The 17,855-nt window shown below is 64.3% G+C and carries 13 protein-coding genes; 4 read left to right on the top strand and 9 right to left on the bottom strand.

What is annotated here, in order from left to right:
- Positions 1 to 35 precede the first annotated feature (35 nt).
- On the top strand, positions 36 to 1,127 hold the full coding sequence (locus AB4Y36_RS37010) for an AI-2E family transporter (protein ID WP_069268711.1): 1,092 nt from the start codon (positions 36 to 38) through the stop codon (positions 1,125 to 1,127).
- 30 nt (positions 1,128 to 1,157) lie between these two features.
- Here the strand turns inward: AB4Y36_RS37010 and AB4Y36_RS37005 are convergent, their stop codons facing one another.
- From AB4Y36_RS37005 to AB4Y36_RS36980, 6 genes are all read right to left on the bottom strand, one after another.
- On the bottom strand, positions 1,158 to 2,597 hold the full coding sequence (locus tag AB4Y36_RS37005; protein ID WP_069268710.1) for a heavy metal sensor histidine kinase: 1,440 nt from the start codon (positions 2,595 to 2,597) through the stop codon (positions 1,158 to 1,160).
- Positions 2,594 to 3,283, bottom strand: a complete 690-nt coding sequence (locus tag AB4Y36_RS37000) for a heavy metal response regulator transcription factor (RefSeq protein ID WP_042265081.1) — start codon at positions 3,281 to 3,283, stop codon at positions 2,594 to 2,596. The genes AB4Y36_RS37005 and AB4Y36_RS37000 overlap by 4 nt, the downstream gene beginning before the upstream one ends.
- A 148-nt stretch (positions 3,284 to 3,431) precedes the next feature.
- Positions 3,432 to 4,937 (bottom strand): efflux transporter outer membrane subunit, encoded by a 1,506-nt coding sequence (locus AB4Y36_RS36995; protein WP_368685609.1) that lies wholly within the window; start codon positions 4,935 to 4,937, stop codon positions 3,432 to 3,434.
- 2 nt (positions 4,938 to 4,939) lie between these two features.
- Complete coding sequence (locus tag AB4Y36_RS36990) at positions 4,940 to 6,187, bottom strand: efflux RND transporter periplasmic adaptor subunit (RefSeq protein ID WP_083245631.1); 1,248 nt, start codon at positions 6,185 to 6,187, stop codon at positions 4,940 to 4,942.
- A gap of 18 nt (positions 6,188 to 6,205) precedes the next feature.
- Entirely contained in the window at positions 6,206 to 9,415 is a 3,210-nt protein-coding gene (locus AB4Y36_RS36985; protein WP_368685587.1) for an efflux RND transporter permease subunit, read from the bottom strand.
- 253 nt (positions 9,416 to 9,668) lie between these two features.
- A complete protein-coding gene (locus AB4Y36_RS36980; protein WP_342950228.1) occupies positions 9,669 to 10,712 on the bottom strand; it encodes a LysR family transcriptional regulator in 1,044 nt (347 codons plus the stop codon).
- Positions 10,713 to 10,941: 229 nt separating this feature from the next.
- Between AB4Y36_RS36980 and AB4Y36_RS36975 the strand changes: the two genes are divergently transcribed.
- Both AB4Y36_RS36975 and AB4Y36_RS36970 read left to right on the top strand, forming a co-directional pair.
- A complete protein-coding gene (locus tag AB4Y36_RS36975) occupies positions 10,942 to 11,649 on the top strand; it encodes an MgtC/SapB family protein (RefSeq protein WP_069268708.1) in 708 nt (235 codons plus the stop codon).
- Positions 11,650 to 11,835: 186 nt separating this feature from the next.
- A complete protein-coding gene (locus AB4Y36_RS36970) occupies positions 11,836 to 12,087 on the top strand; it encodes a GlsB/YeaQ/YmgE family stress response membrane protein (RefSeq protein ID WP_042265070.1) in 252 nt (83 codons plus the stop codon).
- Between the two features lie 90 nt (positions 12,088 to 12,177).
- Here AB4Y36_RS36970 and AB4Y36_RS36965 read toward each other — a convergent pair whose 3' ends face one another.
- From AB4Y36_RS36965 to AB4Y36_RS36955, 3 genes are all read right to left on the bottom strand, one after another.
- The gene (locus tag AB4Y36_RS36965; protein ID WP_368685586.1) at positions 12,178 to 13,704 is read right to left on the bottom strand and encodes an acetyl-CoA hydrolase/transferase family protein; all 1,527 of its coding nucleotides are present in this window, start codon (positions 13,702 to 13,704) and stop codon (positions 12,178 to 12,180) included.
- 196 nt (positions 13,705 to 13,900) lie between these two features.
- Positions 13,901 to 14,122 carry a hypothetical protein gene (locus AB4Y36_RS36960; protein WP_028205643.1) on the bottom strand — a complete coding sequence of 74 codons (222 nt, stop codon included), beginning with the start codon at positions 14,120 to 14,122 and terminating at the stop codon, positions 13,901 to 13,903.
- A gap of 130 nt (positions 14,123 to 14,252) precedes the next feature.
- Positions 14,253 to 16,472 (bottom strand): FUSC family protein, encoded by a 2,220-nt coding sequence (locus tag AB4Y36_RS36955; protein WP_368685585.1) that lies wholly within the window; start codon positions 16,470 to 16,472, stop codon positions 14,253 to 14,255.
- Between the two features lie 167 nt (positions 16,473 to 16,639).
- Between AB4Y36_RS36955 and AB4Y36_RS36950 the strand changes: the two genes are divergently transcribed.
- Positions 16,640 to 17,653 (top strand): LysR family transcriptional regulator, encoded by a 1,014-nt coding sequence (locus AB4Y36_RS36950; RefSeq protein WP_069268705.1) that lies wholly within the window; start codon positions 16,640 to 16,642, stop codon positions 17,651 to 17,653.
- Positions 17,654 to 17,855: the final 202 nt, after the last annotated feature.

The raw sequence follows: 17,855 nt of genomic DNA, 5'->3' as shown, positions 1-17,855 counted from the left end.
CGTCCGCCTGCCGCTTTAACTGGAATCCATCGCACATGGAAGGCAACAAGCAGCTTCACCAGACATCGTTCTATTTGCTGTTGTTCACGGTGTCCATCGCGCTTTGCTTCATCCTCGCGCCGTTCTTCAGCACGGTGCTCTGGGGCGCCATACTTGCATTGATCTTCCAGCCCGTGCAGCGCCGGCTCGTTGCCCGGCTCGGGCGGCGGCGCAATATCGCCGCGCTCATTACGCTCACCATCTGCCTCGTCATCGTGATCTTTCCGCTCACGCTGGTGACGGCCACGCTGGTGCAGCAGGTCGCCTTGGCCTATCAGGGGGTGCGAAGCGGCAGCCTCGACTTCGGCGCCTACTTCACGCAGATCGTCCATGCCATGCCCGAGTCGATTCAGAACCTGCTAGCGCGCTACGACCTCATGGATCTGCCCGGGCTGCAGCAGCGCCTTTCGGCGGGCGCCGCAGAGATCAGCCAGTTCGTCGCCACGCGTGCTTTCTCCTTCGGGCAGAACACGCTGCAATTTCTGGTGAGTTTCGGCGTGATGCTCTATCTGTTCTTTTTCCTCGTGCGCGACGGCCGCGAAATTTCGCGGCTCGTACGCGACGCCATTCCGCTCGACGAGCAGCACAAGCTGCATCTCATGCGCAAATTCACGACGGTGATCCGCGCAACGGTGAAGGGCAACGTGGCCGTGGCGGTCGTGCAGGGCGGCCTGGGCGGTATCGCGCTCTGGGTGCTCGGCATTCAGGGGGCGCTGCTGTGGGGCTTCGTGATGATGCTGCTCTCGCTGTTGCCCGCCGTGGGCGCGGCGCTCGTGTGGGGGCCCATTGCGATCTACTTCCTCTCCACGGGCGCGGTGGCGAAGGGCGTCGGGCTGATCGTCTTCGGCTCCGTCGTGATCGGCACCGTCGACAACGTGCTGCGCCCCGTGCTCGTGGGCAAGGACACGCGCCTGCCCGACTGGGTCGTGCTGATCTCGACGCTCGGCGGCATTTCGCTCATCGGCATCAACGGCTTCGTGATCGGGCCGCTCGTCGCCGCGCTTTTCATCAGCTGCTGGGACCTGCTGCGCAAGGACCAGCACAACATCGAAAACGAAAGCACGCCCGTGGAAGACGAGCCCGTCTAAGCGCGGCTTTCGGGCAGCATTAGGGCTGCGCTATGGCGAAACGTGCAGCGGCACGCCGGCGCGGCCCTGGCGTGCAATACCGGCAACAGGCGCTTCGGGCGCTTCGGCGCCGTCCACGGCCACCGAAAAACCGAACGTGTTGATGCCGTCCGCGCTGCGCACGAACACCGTGCCGCCGTGCATTTCCGCCACGGCCTTGACGATCGACAGCCCGAGCCCGTGATTTTCGTGGCTGTTCGAGCGCGCCTCCTGAATGCGGTAGAAGCGGTCGAAAATATGCTCGCGCGTGACCGGATCGAGCGGCTCGCCGGGGTTCGACACGGCGATCTCGACGTGACCGTTCTGCGGCGCGACCGTGGCGCGCAGCGTCGTGCCAGGCTGCGAATGCTGGATCGCGTTGACGAACAGATTGCTCACGGCGCGGCCGATCAGCGATGTATTCACCCAAGCCCGCGCATCGCCCTGCACTTCCACGCGCAGCTGTGCCTCTTCCAGCGGCATCTCCAGAAAATCGAGCATGCGTTCGATCTCCGAGCGCAACGACACTTCCGTGAGGTCGGTCGCGCGTTCGCCGCGATCGCTGCGCGAGAGGAACAGCATGTCGTTCACGATCACGCGCAATCGTTCGAATTCCTCAAGATTCGATTGCAGCGTCTGTTGCAGCTGTTCGACCGAACGGTCGCGCGTGAGTGCCACCTGGGTCTGGCCAATCAGGATGCTCACCGGCGTGCGCAACTCGTGCGCCACATCGGCGTTGAATGATTCGAGCCGCTCGTAGGCCTTGTCGAGACGCTCCAGCGCGCCATTGAACGATGTGGCGAGTTCGTGCAACTCCTCGGGCAGTTCGTCCGAGTGCAGACGCTGGCGCCGGTTCGACGGGCTCAACTGCGAGGCCTCGCGCGAGAGGCGCGTGAGCGGGGCGAGTCCGAAGCGCGTCACCGCGCGGCTCAGCAGCGCGACTGCAATGGTGGACAGCGCGATCAGCACGCCGAGCGCAATACCGAAGCGCCGCAGCATGCCTTCGGTGCGCACGCAGTCGCTGCCGACCACGAGTTTCACCTGAGGCCGGTCGCCGCTCGCGGGTACGATAAAGGTCGTCGTGATGATGTCGTAGCTGCAGCCGGGTGGGCGCACGAGCAGATGATTCGGGCCGACGTCGCCGGTGACCTTGCCGACGATGGGCGTACCGAAACGAAAGCGCGGATCGGGGCCTTCGACGTAGTAATGCATGCGGCTATCAGCAGGCGAGAGGTCGCGCAGCTTTTCCTGCACGAAGGCCCACTTCTGCACGTCCGGTGCGTGCGAAACGATCAGGCTCGCAATGCGCGCACGCGTGTCGAGCGTTTCGCGCAATTCGTTGAAGAGTTGACGCTGCATCAGGAAGAAGAGGCCCGCGCCCGTGAGCGTGAACACGATGAGCGACACCGCTGCGAACATCGCCGAAAGCCGCAGCGAGATCGAGCGTTTCATGACGTCTGGCCTCCTTCCTCGCGCACTTCGAGCACGTAGCCCATGCCGCGTATGGTGTGCAGCAGCTTTGCCGCGTGCGGGCCGTCGAGCTTGGCGCGCAGCCGCTTGATCGCCGTTTCCACCACGTTCGCATTGCTTTCGAAATTCACGTCCCAGACCAGCTCGGTGATGAGCGTCTTGGAGAGAATCTCGCCGCGCCGCCGCGCGAGCACCGAAAGCAACTGGAATTCCTTCGCCGTGAGATCGAGGCGCACACCGTCACGCGTCGCGCGGCGGCTGATGAGATCCACCTGCAGATCGCCCACCGAAATCAGCGTGGATTCCTGCGTGCGTGCGCGCCGCGTAAGCGCGCGCAGCCGCTCGACGAGCTCGAGGAAGGAGAACGGCTTGGTGAGATAGTCGTCGGCGCCGTCGCGCAGACCGTGCACACGGTCGTCCACGCGGTCGCGCGCCGTCAGCATGATGACCGGCGTGTCCTTCTTCGTGCGCACGGCGCGCAGTACGCCGAAGCCGTCGAGCTTCGGCAGCATGACGTCGAGCACGATCACGTCGAAGTCGTACTCCGTGGCCATCCACGCGCCTTCCTCGCCGTCCATGGCGACATCCACGACCCAGCCCTGCTCCGTGAGTCCGCTACGCAAGTAGTCGACGACCTTGCGCTCGTCTTCGATTACCAATACTTTCATGCCCGCCCTCCTCTTCGCGCGCTGCCCTGGCGGTGCCGGCCGACGCGGCCCGCGACCGCCGTTGCGCGCTTTTATATACCCTGGTGCCGGGCCCGCTCAAGCCCTCTTGTAGCTCTCGTATGCCCCGTTTTCAGCCCTTGCGTGCGACTCAGCTTCTGCCCTCGGCCTTCGGCACTTCGCGGCACGTGCCCGCGCTGCAGGCCAGCTCGCGGTCGTCGGCGCTCCAGCCACCGCCCAGCGCCTTCGCGAGAAAGACCACCGTGGCGACCTGCTGGCCGTGAATCTGCACTTCCTGGCGCTCGCTGGCAAGCAACTGCTGCTCCGCGTTGAGCACGTCGATGAACGCGACGAGGCCGCCCTGATAGCGGTCGTTGGCGAGTTCGAAGGACTTGCGTGCGTCGTCCACGGCCGACTGACCGTCGGTCGAGGCACGTTCCAGCACCGAAAGGCCCGTTACCGCATTTTGCACCTCCTGGAACGCGGTGAGCACGGTCTGACGATAAGACGCCTGCGCCGACTCGTAGCCCGCTTGGGCGAAATCCACGCCCGCCGCGCGCTTGCCGCCGTCGAACAGCACCTCGCTGGCCGTCGCGCCCACCGACCACATCAGGCTCGGCACGGAGAAAAGGCCGCCAAAACGCGTCGATTCCCAGCCGTAAGTGGGCGAAAGGGTGATGTCCGGAAAGTACGCGGAACGTGCCACGCCGATCTGCGCATTGGCCGCGGCCATCGCCCGCTCGGCCGAGGCCACGTCGGGCCGCCGCTGCAACAGCTCGCTCGGCAGCCCGGTGGGAAGCGCCGGCACCGGCAGCGGCGTCACCTTCTGCGCGATCGTGAATTCGGGCGCGGGCTTGCCGACCAGCACGGCAATGGCGTTCTGCTCCTGCTGTCGCTGGTTTTCGAGCAGATGCACCTGAGTTTGCGTCGCCGCAAGCTGGGCCTTTTGCTGCAGCAGTTCGAGACCCGAAACCGCGCCGAGATCGTGCTGCGCGGTCACGAAGTCGAGCGCCTTTTGCTGCAGTTGCGCCGAGCGGTTCACCACGTCGATCTCGTTGTCGAGTTCGCGCATGGCGAAATAGTCGGTAGCGAGCTCGGCGGTGAGCACGAGACGCGCGTTGACGAGATCGTCGCCGGCCTGCTGCGTCGACGCCTGCGCCGACTCCACCATGCGCCGGATGCGTCCGAACAGATCCAGCTCGTAACTCACGGTCGCGCCGACGGTGACCTGGTTCTGCACGGTCGACGTGTTGGGCGTCGCGTAGTTCGTGAGCGGCCGGTTCGCCGAAATGCGCTCGCGCGCGAGGCCCGCGTCGAGCCCGACCTGCGGGCTTTGCTGCGAGGACACCGAAGCGAGCGTCGCGCGTGCCTGCGCGTAGTGCGCGGCGGCCACGCGCAGCGTCTGGTTCTCGGCGAGCGCCGCGGTTTCCAGAGTGTCGAGTTCGGCGTTGTCGAATGCCTTCCACCACTGCGGATCGAGCGGCGCATGCGAAGGCTGCGCCGCGTGCCAGTATGAATCGGCGGAATCGACGCGCCAGGCCGAGGGGCTTTGCGTTTGCGGCGCGTGATAGTCGGGGCCCACGGTGCAAGCCGCGAGACCGAGCGCGCCCAGCGCCGTGACGCAAGCGAGCGGCCGTTGCCGCGTGTTATTCCGCATCGTCACGTCGCGCTCCGCCTGGCGGCCTCGTGCGCCGCTTCGGTCTTGTTCGGCGCGACCACGACGACGCTGTCGCCATCCGCGATCGAGTCACTCGGGTTGAGCACGACGCGATCGGTCGGCGCGAGCCCGTGGCTGATTTCGAGCGTCTGCCCGAGGTCCTGCGCGATTTCCACCGGCTTGAGCTTGATCTTGCCATCCGCATCGACGACTGCAAGACGCGGACCTTCCGAGCGGAACAGCAGCGTGTTGCCCGGCACCGTGAGCAGGCCCTTCGCGTCGGTCTGCAAGGCGGCCTGCACGTACGCGCCGGGCAGCAGCTTGCCGTCATGGTTGGGCAGCGAGATTTCGGCCTGCAGCGTGCGCGTGGCCACGTTGATGGCCTGCGCCGTGCGCGTGACGGTGCCGGCGAACGTCAGGCCCGGCAGCTCCTGTTCGGTCACGCTCACGTGCTGGCCGACCGCCACCTGCTGCGCATAGGTCTGCGGCACGTCGAGGTAGAGGCGCAGCGGGTCGGACTGCGCAATCGAAAAGAGCGCATGACCCGCCCCGCCGTTGCCCGCGTTCACGAGGTCGCCGATATCGACGTTGCGCTGCGTGATGATGCCCGTGATCGGTGCGACGATGCGCTGGAACGACTTCATCTCCGTGAGGCGGCGCACGTTCGCATCGGCGGCGGCGAGATTCGCCTGGTCGGTGTTGAAGGCGCCCTGGCGGTCGTCGAGTTCCTGCTGCGAGACCGCATCGCGCTGGCGCAATTGCTGCGCCCGATCGAACGATGTCTTTGCGAGAGCGAGCGTCGAGGCGGCCTGATCGCGCTGCGCCTGCGCCTGCGCGAGTTCCTGATCGATCTCGGGCGTATCGATCTCCGCGAGCAACTGCCCTTGTTGCACGTGCGCGCCGATATCGGCGTACCAGCGCCGCACGTAGCCGTTCGCACGCGAGTAGATCGGCGCTTCGACAAAGCCGCGCAGCGTGCCCGGCAGCACGATGCGGCCGTCCGCGCCCGCCGCTACCGGTTGGACGACGCTCACGTACTGCTTCGCGTTCTGCTTCGTGACATCTGCGAGATGGTGGCCGTTCATGAGGTTCGACACGATCGTGCGCGTGGCGCCCGCGGCCAGCAGCAGCGCGACCACGATCAGCGCAAAGCGTGCGCGCTTGCCCGCCTGGCCGCGCGCCGGTAGGTCCATGCCCTGCTCGCTGCCCACGGTGATGTCGAGAGATGAATGGTGGTGAGGTTCGTTCATGTCTTCGGCCAATTTGACTTAACGGGTATCGCCTCGCGTAGCCCGGCGCTGCGCCTCGCGCTCGCGTTTCGTGGCGGCGCGGTGGGCGAGCCGGGTATGCACGGTCGCAAACATCAGGGGTACGAACAATAGTGTGGAGACCGTAGCGAACAGCAGGCCGCCGATCACCGCGCGTCCGAGCGGCGCATTCTGCTCCGCGCCTTCGCCGAGGCCGAGCGCCATCGGGACCATGCCGATCATCATGGCGAACGCCGTCATCAGCACCGGGCGTATGCGGGTGGCGCCGGCTTCGAGCGCGGCGGCGAGCGGCGACGCGCCGGCGGCAAGACGCTGCCGCGCGAACGAGACCACGAGAATGCTGTTTGCGGTCGCGACGCCCACGGTCATGATCGCGCCGGTGAGCGCGGGCACGCTCAGGTGCGTGCCGGTGATGAACAGCATCCACGCAATGCCCGCGAGCGCGGCGGGCAGCGCGCTGATGATGATGAGCGGATCGGCCCACGACTGGAAGTTCACGACGATCAGCAAATACACGAGCACCACCGCCATCGCAATGCCGACGCCCAGACCCACGTACGACGAACGCATCGTGCCGATCTGCCCACGCATGGTGATGGTCGTGCCGCGCGGCGCGTGCGCCTGCACATGCCGGATGATGTCGTTGATGTTCACGCCCACGGAGCCCAGGTCGCTGCCCTCCACGCTCACGAGCAGGTCGATCACAGGACGGATGTTGTAGTGCGTGACGATGGCCGGCCCGCTATGCGGATTGAGCTGCACGAGGTTGCTCACGAGCTGCAGCGGCGCATTGGGATTCGTCGCGCGTGCGGAAACGGGCGTGCCCATCACCTCGTTCATCGAGGTCTCGCGATACTGCGGCGTTTGCACCGTGAGCGGATATTCCACGCCGTTTTGCGGGCTCACCCAGAACGCAGGAGAGGTCTGGGTGCTGCCCGAAAGCGCGATCAGCACGTCCTGCGCAACGTTTTGCGGACTCAGGTTCAACTGCTGCATACGCGTGCGGTCCATGGCGAGCGTGAGCGCGGGCTCGTCGTTACGCTGCTCGATGTGCGCATCGACAGCGCCCGGCAGTTGCCGCACCTGCTTGAGCAGCGTGCTCGCAAGCGCCATGTCCTGATTCAGGTTCGCGCCCACGACCTGCACGTCGATCGCCGCGGGCTGACCGAAGTTCAGAATCTGCGTGATGATGTCGGCGGGCTGGAAGAAGAACTCGACGCCCGGGAAGCGTTGCGGCAGCAAGGTCCGCAGCTTGTCGATATAAATGCGCGAGGGATCGTGATCGGGCTTCAGCGCGATCTGGATTTCACCGTCGAGCGTGCCAATCGTCCCCGCATTGCTATACGAGAGGTTGATGCCGCTATAGGGCAGGCCCAGATTGTCGACGATCGTTTCGAGTTGATCGGCCGGCACGACTTCGCGAACCACCTGCTCCACCTGGTCGGCCAGGCGCGCGGTTTCCTCGATGCGAAAACCCGTTGGCGCGCGCATGTGCAAACGAATATTGCCCGCATCGACTGAAGGAAAGAAGTCGCGGCCAAGGAAAAACACGAGGACGAGCGAAAGCAGGCAAAACGCGAGGAAGGTGCCGCCAAAGAACTTGCGGCGCGCGAGCAGCAGGCTCAGCAGCGCGATGTAATTGGCGCGCAAGCGCTCGAACGCATGATTGAAGCGCCAGTGTATGTGCGCGAAGAGCGAGCCTTGGGCGCGCTGTGCATGCGCGGTGGGATCGTGGCCCTCGAAGAGCAGCATGGCGAGCGTCGGCACCAGCGTGCGCGAGAGGATGTACGACGCGATCATCGCGAACACCACGGCTTGCGCGAGCGGCACGAACAGAAAGCGCGCTACACCGGTGAGGAAGAACATCGGCACGAACACGATACAGATGCACAGCGTCGAAACGAGTGCGGGCACCGCGATTTCGCCCGCGCCTTCGAGAATGCCGTCGTGCAGTTGCGCGCCCAGATGCAGGTGTCGCTCGATGTTTTCGATCGTAACCGTGGCGTCGTCGACCAATATGCCGACAGCGAGCGCAAGGCCGCCGAGCGTCATGATGTTGATGGTCTCGCCAAGCGCATAGAGGGCGATGATCGAAGAGAGAATCGACAGCGGAATCGACACCGCGATGATGAGCGTGCTGCGCCAGTTGCCGAGAAAGAGCAGGATCATCGCCGCGGTGAGCGCGGCCGCGATGAGCGCTTCGCGCACCACGCCCTGCACGGCGGCGGAAACGAAGACGGACTGGTCGAAGAGCGGCTTGACGACGAGGTCGGCGGGCAGCGTGTCGCGTGCCTTCGGCAGCAGGTCCTTGAGGGCGCCCACCACCTGCAGCGTCGAGGCGTCGCCGCTCTTGAGGATCGACATCAGCACGCCGCGCTGGCCGTCCTGGCGCACGACATTGGTCTGCGGCGTGAAGCCGTCGCGCACATGCGCCACGTCGCCGAGATAGGTGGTCGCGCCGTTTACCGTCTGCACGGGAATGCGGTTGAGTCCGGCAAGCGTGTCGGGCGATGCATTGGTGTCCACACGATATTCGGTTTGCCCGAGCTTGGCCGTGCCCGTCGGCAAAATCAGGTTCTGCGCGTTGACGGCATTGACGATATCGGCGGGCGTGAGGCCCTTCGAAATGAGTGCGCGCGTATCGAGGTCCACGGAAATCACGCGCGTCTTGCCGCCATACGGGTAAGGCACCTGCGCGCCGGGAATCGTAATGAGCTGCGGGCGCAGGAAGTTCATCGCGACGTCGGCGAGCGCCTGCTCGCTCATCGACTTGCTGGACAGGCCGAGCTGGATCACCGGAATGCTCGAGGCCGAATAGCTGATGACGAGCGGGGGCGTCGCACCGGGCGGCATCTGCTTCACCTGCGCCTGTTCCGATGCAACGGCCTGCGCGATCGCGGTTTGCAGGCTCGCACCAGGCTGCAGGAACAGCTTGATGATCGCGATGCCGGGCAGCGACTGCGACTCGATGTGCTCGATATTGCTCACCGTGGTCGTCAAGCTGCGCTCGTTGACCGAGGTGATGCGATCGGCCATGTCTTTCGCGGAGAAGCCGTTGTACGACCAGATGATGCTGATGACCGGGATGTTGATGTTCGGCAGCACGTCGGTGGCCATCGACATGAGCACGAACGGCGTGGCCAGCACGATCAGGATGGCCATCACGATGAACGTGTACGGTCGCTTCAGCGCGAGATTGACAATCCACATGTCAGTGTTTCGGACAACTCAGGCGAGGGGTTGAGACGGCGACGCATTCATCCAGCGGGTGCCGCATCATAGGCAATGGCGGTGGCAGGTCGCTGTCGCCAATATGGCGAAATTGACAGGCAATGCGCGAGACGCGCGAAAGCGCACGGGAACGCAGATAGATCGGCGCTGTAGCGTCGCGAAGCGCCGGAAATCCGCAGCCGCGAAACGCGCCGTAACACACTCGCGCTTCGCGAAGACTTCTTTAACTGCTTCAGTTCACAAGACGCAGGCGCTCCAGGTCGTGCGTGTTGTGACCGCGGCCCCGACCGCTGCGCGCACGCGCGCCTCGCGGGCCCGCGTGTGCATCCATTTCGCGAAGCGGCTCGTCGCAGGTGGCGAGCGCAGCCTCCTGCTCGGCAAGGACGAGCGGCACCTTCTCGCGCAGAAACTCGACGAAGGTGCGGATCTTCGCATCCAGATAGCGACGCGAAGCGTACAGCGCGTAGATGTTGAGCTTTTGCAGGGTGTGCGTGGGCAGCACGCGCACCAGCGTGCCGTCGGCGAGACCGGGCAGCGCAACCGGCACCGGCAGCGGGCCGATGCCCATGCCTTCGCGTATGGCGAGCGCAAGCGCTTCGGGATTGTTCACCTGGAACGGCGTCACGCCCGTATGCCGGAAGGTCTCGCCAAGCGGTCCCTCGGAAACCCATTGGCCGGCGGGCAGGCTCGCATCGGTCAGGTGCAGACAGGTATGCGCTTCGAGGTCATCGAACGATTGCGGCTCGCCGCGCGTGCGCAAGTACGCAGGCGAAGCGCAGAGAATGGCAGCGGTGCTGCCCAGATGCTGGGAGATCAGCGCGGAGTCCTCGAGTTCGGCGGCCACCACGACCGCGACATCGAAGCCCTCCTCGATGATGTCCGGCATCTGCTGCGCGATGGTGAGATCGACCGAGACCTCCGGCAAATGCTGCTGATAGCGCGCGATGAGCGGCATCACATAGTGCTGCCCGAAACTCGTGCCGCCGTACACGCGCAGCTTGCCCGCGGGGTTCGCGTGCGCAGCGGCGGCTTCCGCTTCGGCCTGCTCGATGTCGGCAAGAATGCGCTTGCAGCTCTGGAAGTAACGCTCGCCCGCTTCGGTCAGCGACATGCGCCGCGTGGTCCGGTTGAGAAGCCGTGTGCGTAACCGTGACTCCAAGTCGGTGACCGCGCGCGAGACCTGCGCCGTCGTCATCGTTTCGCTCGCCGCAGCGCGCGTGAAGCTGCCGGACTCCACCACTCGCACGAAGACCCGCATATTGCGCAGCGTATCCATCAGAAACTCCCGTTCATTCGACCTGCCTTCCCATCTCCATACGAATGAGGGTAGTTTCGCCGACGAGCCGTGGCCTGATCCTGACTCGAACATGACAGCGCGGACAGCTTGGCGCAAAGCCCCGTCCCGCGTATGATCCACGGGCCCCCGGGGCGTGCTGCGATGCATCCCGACGCCTCGCGCGAGAGCCGCCTGGCGTGCGGCCGCCCTGCGCTTTGATGACAAAACGATGACTCTCGAATTCGCCCTGCGCCTTCTCGCGGCGTTCGCCTGCGGCGTCGCCATCGGCCTCGAACGCCAGATTCGCCAACGCACGGCCGGTCTGCGCACGATCACGCTCGTCGCCAGCGGCGCATGTTTGTTCGTCACGCTCGGCGTGCTGACCGGCAATGGCTCGACCGGCGTGACGCAGATCGCGGCCTATGTCGTCTCCGGCGTGGGCTTTCTGGGCGGCGGCGTCATCATGCGCGAGAAGGGCTCGATTCAGGGCATCAATACCGCGGCGACGCTATGGTGCTCAGCGGCCGTGGGCGTGCTGTGCGGAGCGGGCCATTACGGCCCGGCGGTGGCCGGCACCGCTGTCGTGCTGCTCACGAATACCGTGCTGCGCGAGGTGAGCCGCATCATCAACGCGTCGCCTGTTTCGAATGCGGATCTCGTGCGCGCTTATGTGCTTACAGTGGTTTGCCGCGAAGAGGATGAAATCCATATCCGCACGTTGCTTTCGAACTCTCTGTACTCCACGCCGCTTTCGTTCCAGAGCCTCACGAGCGAGGACCTGGCCGGCGATCCGCCGCGCCTGCGCGTGACGGCGACGATGCGCCTGCACCCGAAGTACCAGTCGAAGCTGGAGCTCCTGGCGAACCGCCTGAGCATGGAGAAAGGCGTCTCGAGCATAAGCTGGACCGCCGCGGAACCCGAAATCGCGCCCGAATGAGCCTTGCGCATTGCATCGGCCGGCATTTCTTACGAATGCATTTCTAATTCGTTGCTTTTTTTGAAACTATCGGCGGCGGTTTTCAAGAACTGTCAATTCTGGCCGCGTTTCATGGACGCGTATTCGCCCTTGGACTAAGCTCCATTCACCGTGATTCGTTCACGCCAACAAGGGGAGTCTACTCATATGCAACACGGCATCATTGCCTGGCTCATCATCGGCGCAATCGCAGGCTGGCTCGCTGGCGTTCTCGTCAAAGGCGGCGGCTTCGGATTGTTCGTCGATATCATTGTCGGCATTGTCGGCGCGTTCATCGGCGGTTGGCTTGCCGGGGTGCTCGGCATTCATATCGGCGCCGGCATCATCAGTTCGATCATTACCGCCATTGTCGGCGCGGTCATTCTGCTCTTCATCATCCGCCTCGTGCGACGAGCGTAGCGAATTTGCGCTATCAATGAAAAGCGGGAGCACCGTTGCCGGTGCTCCCGCTTTGTCTTGTGTGCTTCTAAATAGCGAGCGCCGTGGACCTTAGGCGTTCGCGACGAGTCCGCCCGTCGCTTCAGGCAGCATCGAACCCGTTTGATTGAAACGCAGATGCATTTCATACGCGCGTGCGAGATCGTGCGGCGTCTGGCCGCCGAACTGGAGTGCGTCGCGATAGTAGTCGCGCAGCAGGTCGCGATAAAGCGGATGCGCACAACGCTCGATCACGAGGTTCGCACGTTCGCGCGGCGCAAGTCCGCGCAGATCCGCCAGGCCTTGCTCGGTGACGATCACGTCCACGTCGTGCTCGTTGTGATCGACGTGCGGCACCATCGGCACGATGCTGGAAATGCGGCCGTCCTTCGCAATCGCCTTGGTCGCGAAGATCGCGCACGACGCATTGCGCGCGAAGTCGCCCGAGCCGCCAATGCCGTTCATCATGTGCGTGCCGCCCACGTGCGTGGAATTGACGTTGCCGTAGATGTCGCATTCGAGCGCGGTGTTCAGCGCAATCAAGCCGAGGCGCCGAATCACTTCGGGATGGTTGCTCACTTCCTGCGGACGCAGCACGAGCTTGTCGCGATAGCGGTCGAGTTCGGCGAGCACCTGAGCCTGGCGTTGCGCGGAGAGCGTCATCGATGCGCCCGAGGCGAATACCATCTTGCCGGAATCGATCAGATCGAACGTCGAGTCCTGCAATACTTCGGAGTACATCGTAAGCGCTTCGAACGGCGAATCCACGAAGCCCGAAAGCACCGCGTTCGCAATCGTGCCGATGCCGGCCTGCAGCGGCGGCAGTTCCGCGCTCATGCGGCCGTGCTTCACTTCGTGCTGCAGGAATTCGATGAGGTGGCCGGCAATACGCGCGGTTTCTTCGTCGGCGGGCAGCACGGTCGAGGGGCTGTCCGCTTCGTTCGTGATGACGATGGCGGCGATCTTCTCCGGCGGAATCTCGATGGCGGTCGTACCCACACGGTCCTGCGGACGCACGATCGGCAACGGATCGCGATGCGGGCGACGGCCAGGAATCCACACGTCGTGGAGGCCTTCGAGCGCGAGCGGCTGTGCGAGATTGATCTCGACGATCACCTTCTCCGCGAGAATCGCGAAGCTCGCCGAATTGCCGACCGACGTGGTCGGCACGATCGCGCCGGTTTCCGTGATCGCGGCGGCTTCGATGATCGCGAGATCGAGTTTGCCGAGCAGGTTCGCGCGCAGCATCTCCACGGTTTCCGAAAGATGCTGGTCGACGAACATCACTTCGCCACGGTTGATCGCCTTGCGCAGCGTCGAATCCACCTGGAACGGCAGACGGCGCTCGAGCACACCCGCTTCGGTCAGCATGCGATCGACGTCGTGGCCGAGCGAGGCGCCCGTCATCAGCGTAATACGCAGCGGCTCTTTCTCTTCGCGCGCACGGCGCGCCAGTTCGAGCGGCACGGCCTTCGTGTCGCCAGCGCGCGTAAAGCCGCTAGCGCCAACGCGCATGCCGTTGCGCACGAGTTGGGCCGCCTCGGCGGCCGAAGTGATTTTCCCGCGCAAGGCGGCACAACGAATACGGTCTTCGTACATCAAAGTCTCCACAAACTCTCTGATCGCCTGGTGCCTATTTTCAGGTCTTGCATCGGCGGTCGTGCACTGTGAGTTTCACAAAACACTGTTGCAGTGTTTTGAGCAGCCACAATGCGCAAAGCCGCGGCGCCCTTTTGAAGGCGTCGCGGCACAAGATTTCAGCGTGCGCCTGCACATGGCTGGCGTGCTCTCGATTTCAGCTACCGAAATAAATATTGCAGAAGCTGACCGGGCCGACGCATTCATCCTTCTTTGCCGGCTTTACGATTTCGCGGTGGGCGGGCGCTTGCGCTACCTGCGGGGCAGCGGACTGCGCAACCTGCTGAGGGACGCTCGCTGCCGGTGCTTCGTTCTGTGCATAAGCAGCGGCGGCGGCAAACAGCGAACAGGCAACAACAGCGATCTTCAGGGACTTCATTTTACTCTCCAGTGCTAACGGTTACTGCGAAGCAGTGATGTGACTATATGACTCAGGGTCGAATAGATTAAGGAGTCGGGGTGGAAGGCATATTTCCAGACTGCAGCAAGATCGCGCGGGGCCCGCATGTTCATTGTGTTTTCAACGATCTGCGCGGCGCAAGCGTACGGCGTGCACGGCGCGCCAGCGGCCCGAGCGGCGCGTCGCGGTCGAGCAGCGCGCTGCGGATGAAGTGCAGATGACTCAGCAGCCGTTGCGCCTCGTGCCGCCTTTCCCGCTCGTGATGCACGGTGGCGAGCGCCTCCTGGGCGATCCAGGTCGCCGCGCGCACGGCGCTGAGCGCGTGGTCGAGCGCAATCCCGTCCGGGTTCTGGAAAAGGTGCGCGATGTCCTCCTGAACGCGCGCGAGAGCCGCAGGCCAGCGCGCGTCATGACGGTCGAGCCAGGCTGCCGCGTGCGCCTCGTTGCGCAGATCGACCACGGCGTGCCCGACTTCGAGCGTGACGAGCATCCAGCGCAACGCGCGCCGGTGCGCCTGGCGGCGCCCGTTCAGCAAGAGCCTCAACTGGTGCATCAGATCGTGCGTACCGGACTGGAAGCGCTGGCCGAGGCCATCGAGTTCCCCATGGCTGGCCAGCACGACCTGGCCGCGCAACGACACGCACATGCGCTCGACGAGCCAGTTCATGTGCGGTGGAAACACCACCGCGAACGCGAGCGAGGCGACCAGCATCGCGGCGACGACGGCGATGCCGTTGTTGACCAGCAGATCCGGCGTGTACACGATCACGTTGTCCGGACCAGCCAGCAGACAGAAGAACACCGAGAAGCCGACGCCATAGCCCGCTATGCGCGAGCGGGTGGCGAGAAAGGCGCCGATGGCTAGCACCGGAACGAGTGTCGCGCAGAGCAACGGAAAGCCGTCGACATTGGGATAGACATAGCAGGTGAAGAGATAGCCCGTCACGGCGGCAAAGGCCGCGCCAACCGCCATCTGCACGGCCATGCGCGACGCGTTCGGCGCCGACGACGTGAGCGCGCACGTGAGCGCGGCTGCGATCATCGCAAGGCCGCCGCTCGGCCAGTCGGTCTCGACCCAGAACCAGCCCAGCGACGCCACCACCACGGCCGTACGCACGAAGGTGAACGCCACCACGTACCAGCTCGTGCGAGGCACGTAGCGCGCGGCGCGCGGCGCCTGCGCAGGACTCGCTTCCATGAGCGCTGCCCAGGTGCGGCTGTAGCGCACGATCTCGGTCGTGAAGCGATAGATGAGTTCGGCCGAGGTGTCGAAGTCGGGCAGCGCTTCGGGCAGCGCATGTTCGAGCGGCCGCCGCGTCTCGCGCACATGACGCGGCAGCGTGCGCTGGAAGGCCTCGAGCCCATCGGCGAGCCTCCGCGCATGGGCGCGATCGCTTTCGTCGCGGCCAGGCCGTTGTGCGAGCAGCGCCGCGAGTTCGTCAAAATACGGCGCGAGCGGTGCGATCGCCGCGTCGCTCCAATGCAGTCTTTTGAGCAACTGGCGCAACGCATGCAGCCGCGCGCAGGCATCCATGAATTCGGAATTCAGACGCGAAAGCAGGCCGCTGCGCGAGCGCATCGTCGGATCTTCGAAAGACGAGAAAGCACGCGTGGCCTCGAAGCCGACGACATCGTCGACGAGACTCGCAAATCGCCCTTCGAATGCGCCCCTTTCGAGCCGCCCAGCCAACACCGCCGCAGCGAACGCAGTAAAATTGAGATAGCGTGAGCGCAGGGTTCGACCGAGCAACGAGCCCGACTGCCGGGGCACGATCACCGCGCTAACCATGCCCGAGCAGAGAATGCCAATGGCCACTTCGGCGCCTCGGCCGAGTGCGGCGAGAAAGAGACCGTTGGGCTGCATCACGAGCGGAATGCCGATCAACGCTGCCGTGTAGCCGGCAAGCACGAAACCGTACCAGCGAAAATGGCGATTCCTCATGGCGGCAGCCGTACATGCGGCCACCCACCCCGTCATCCCGAGGATGTAGAGTTCGGGCTGCTGGACGAACACGGCGCCCAGTACTACCGCCGCGACCATTCCCACCGCAGTGCCGACGATGCGATAAAAGCTCTTGGCGAACACCATGCCCGAGAGCGGCTGCATCAGGACGAACACCGTCGTCATCGCGATGCGCGGCTGCGGCAGGTCCAGCAGCATGGAGATGCCCATGGCAAGCAAGCAAGCCGCGACCGTTTTCAGCAGATGGAGCCAGATCGCGCCGTCGCTGGCCTGCCAGTCGCGCAACGCCCTTCTGACCGCGCGCCGTATGATCTCCGCGCGCCGACGCGAGTCGAACGCTCGATGTATCGCAGGCTGGCGGCTCATGACAAACGCTCGGGCTGTTTCAAAGACAGGGGCCGATTGTAGGAGCGTCATTGCGCCGCATTAATGGGACGCGCGGGGAACCTCCGTTCCAGATCACTCAACAATGGCGCGCCCATACAGGCGGACAATATCGTTTCTGTACCGAACAAGAAGGTCAAGAAGGTCTGATGGATACGTTACAAAACATGCGGGTGTTCGTGCGCGTCGTGGAAGCGGGCAGCTTCACGGCCGCGGCTCAGTCGCTGGATTCGACCACCGGCGCAATGTCGCGCGCGGTATCGGAACTCGAAGCGCATTTGCGCACCCGTCTGCTCAACCGCTCGACACGCCGGCTCGCGCTCACGCCCGCCGGCGAGCGGTATCTCAAGCGCTGCTCGCAGATTCTCGCGGACGTCGATAGCGCGGAAGAAGAAGCGAGCTGCGCGCACGAACGCCCGGTCGGGGCGCTGCGCATGCACAGCTTCGCGAGTATTGGTCAGCAGTACGTGCTGCCGGCGATCTCGCGCTATCGTGCGCTGCATCCCGAAGTCACCGTCGAACTGACGCTCTCGCAACGCATGCCGGATCTCTTCGAGGGCAGCAGCGACGTCTCGGTGGTCACGGCGTCATCGCTGCCGAATTCCGATCTCGTTTCGCATCAGCTGGGCTCGACGTACAGCATTCTGTGCGCCTCGCCTGGGTATGTGCATACGCACGGTGCGCCACGCACTCCCGCCGACCTCTCGCATCACGACTGTCTGATTCTCAAATCGCCAGCGTTCCCGGCGCATGAGTGGACGCTCGAGGGGCCTGAGGGCAGCGTCGAGATGCAAGTGGACGGGCCGGTGCAGGTGAACATCGCGGAATCGCTCGCCGTGGCGATACGCGAGGGGATGGGGATCGGGATGTTGCCGGTCTACGCCGCAATAGAAGGATTGCGTAACGGGACGCTCGTGCGCGTGCTGCCACAGCACAAGCTGCAAAAGACGAACGTGTACGCGCTCTATCCGTCGCGCAAGTTCGTCGATGCGAAGACGAAGACGTGGGTGGAATTCTTGCGCGCGCATCTCCCGCAAGTCATCGAGCGCGACCTGGCGCTGCTTGAAGAACTGACTCAAGAGCAGCTGACGGACGTCGCAGAAGAGGTGGCCTTGGCGAAGGACGCTGGGGTCGCAGCAGCTGTGCAGAAAGCGGCGCAGTAAGCCTGCGCTTGTGAAAGCGGGTTAACGCAAAAAGCCGTCCATTGGACGGCTTTTTTGTTTTCTGCATCTGAAGATGCCCAAACGCCAGAACCCCGGTTCTCTTTCGGAGACACCGGGGTTCTGGACGTTACAGCATAAGGAGCCTGACGATTACCTACTTTCACACGGGCAATCCGCACTATCATCGGCGTGGAGCTGTTTC

It is taken from the genome of Paraburkholderia sp. BR10936 (assembly GCF_040965735.1).
Taxonomy (GTDB): Bacteria; Pseudomonadota; Gammaproteobacteria; order Burkholderiales; family Burkholderiaceae; genus Paraburkholderia; species Paraburkholderia nodosa_A.
This window is presented reverse-complemented; position numbering and strand designations above follow the sequence as displayed.

What these genes read in the sequence shown, in the direction of transcription:
- AB4Y36_RS37010 (WP_069268711.1), top strand. Translation starts at nt 36, where the DNA reads ATGGAAGGCAACAAGCAGCTTCACCAGACATCGTTCTATTTGCTGTTG.
- AB4Y36_RS37005 (WP_069268710.1), bottom strand. Translation starts at nt 2,597, where the DNA reads ATGAAACGCTCGATCTCGCTGCGGCTTTCGGCGATGTTCGCAGCGGTG.
- AB4Y36_RS37000 (WP_042265081.1), bottom strand. Translation starts at nt 3,283, where the DNA reads ATGAAAGTATTGGTAATCGAAGACGAGCGCAAGGTCGTCGACTACTTG.
- AB4Y36_RS36995 (WP_368685609.1), bottom strand. Translation starts at nt 4,937, where the DNA reads ATGCGGAATAACACGCGGCAACGGCCGCTCGCTTGCGTCACGGCGCTG.
- AB4Y36_RS36990 (WP_083245631.1), bottom strand. Translation starts at nt 6,187, where the DNA reads ATGAACGAACCTCACCACCATTCATCTCTCGACATCACCGTGGGCAGC.
- AB4Y36_RS36985 (WP_368685587.1), bottom strand. Translation starts at nt 9,415, where the DNA reads ATGTGGATTGTCAATCTCGCGCTGAAGCGACCGTACACGTTCATCGTG.
- AB4Y36_RS36980 (WP_342950228.1), bottom strand. Translation starts at nt 10,712, where the DNA reads ATGGATACGCTGCGCAATATGCGGGTCTTCGTGCGAGTGGTGGAGTCC.
- AB4Y36_RS36975 (WP_069268708.1), top strand. Translation starts at nt 10,942, where the DNA reads ATGACTCTCGAATTCGCCCTGCGCCTTCTCGCGGCGTTCGCCTGCGGC.
- AB4Y36_RS36970 (WP_042265070.1), top strand. Translation starts at nt 11,836, where the DNA reads ATGCAACACGGCATCATTGCCTGGCTCATCATCGGCGCAATCGCAGGC.
- AB4Y36_RS36965 (WP_368685586.1), bottom strand. Translation starts at nt 13,704, where the DNA reads ATGTACGAAGACCGTATTCGTTGTGCCGCCTTGCGCGGGAAAATCACT.
- AB4Y36_RS36960 (WP_028205643.1), bottom strand. Translation starts at nt 14,122, where the DNA reads ATGAAGTCCCTGAAGATCGCTGTTGTTGCCTGTTCGCTGTTTGCCGCC.
- AB4Y36_RS36955 (WP_368685585.1), bottom strand. Translation starts at nt 16,472, where the DNA reads ATGAGCCGCCAGCCTGCGATACATCGAGCGTTCGACTCGCGTCGGCGC.
- AB4Y36_RS36950 (WP_069268705.1), top strand. Translation starts at nt 16,640, where the DNA reads ATGGATACGTTACAAAACATGCGGGTGTTCGTGCGCGTCGTGGAAGCG.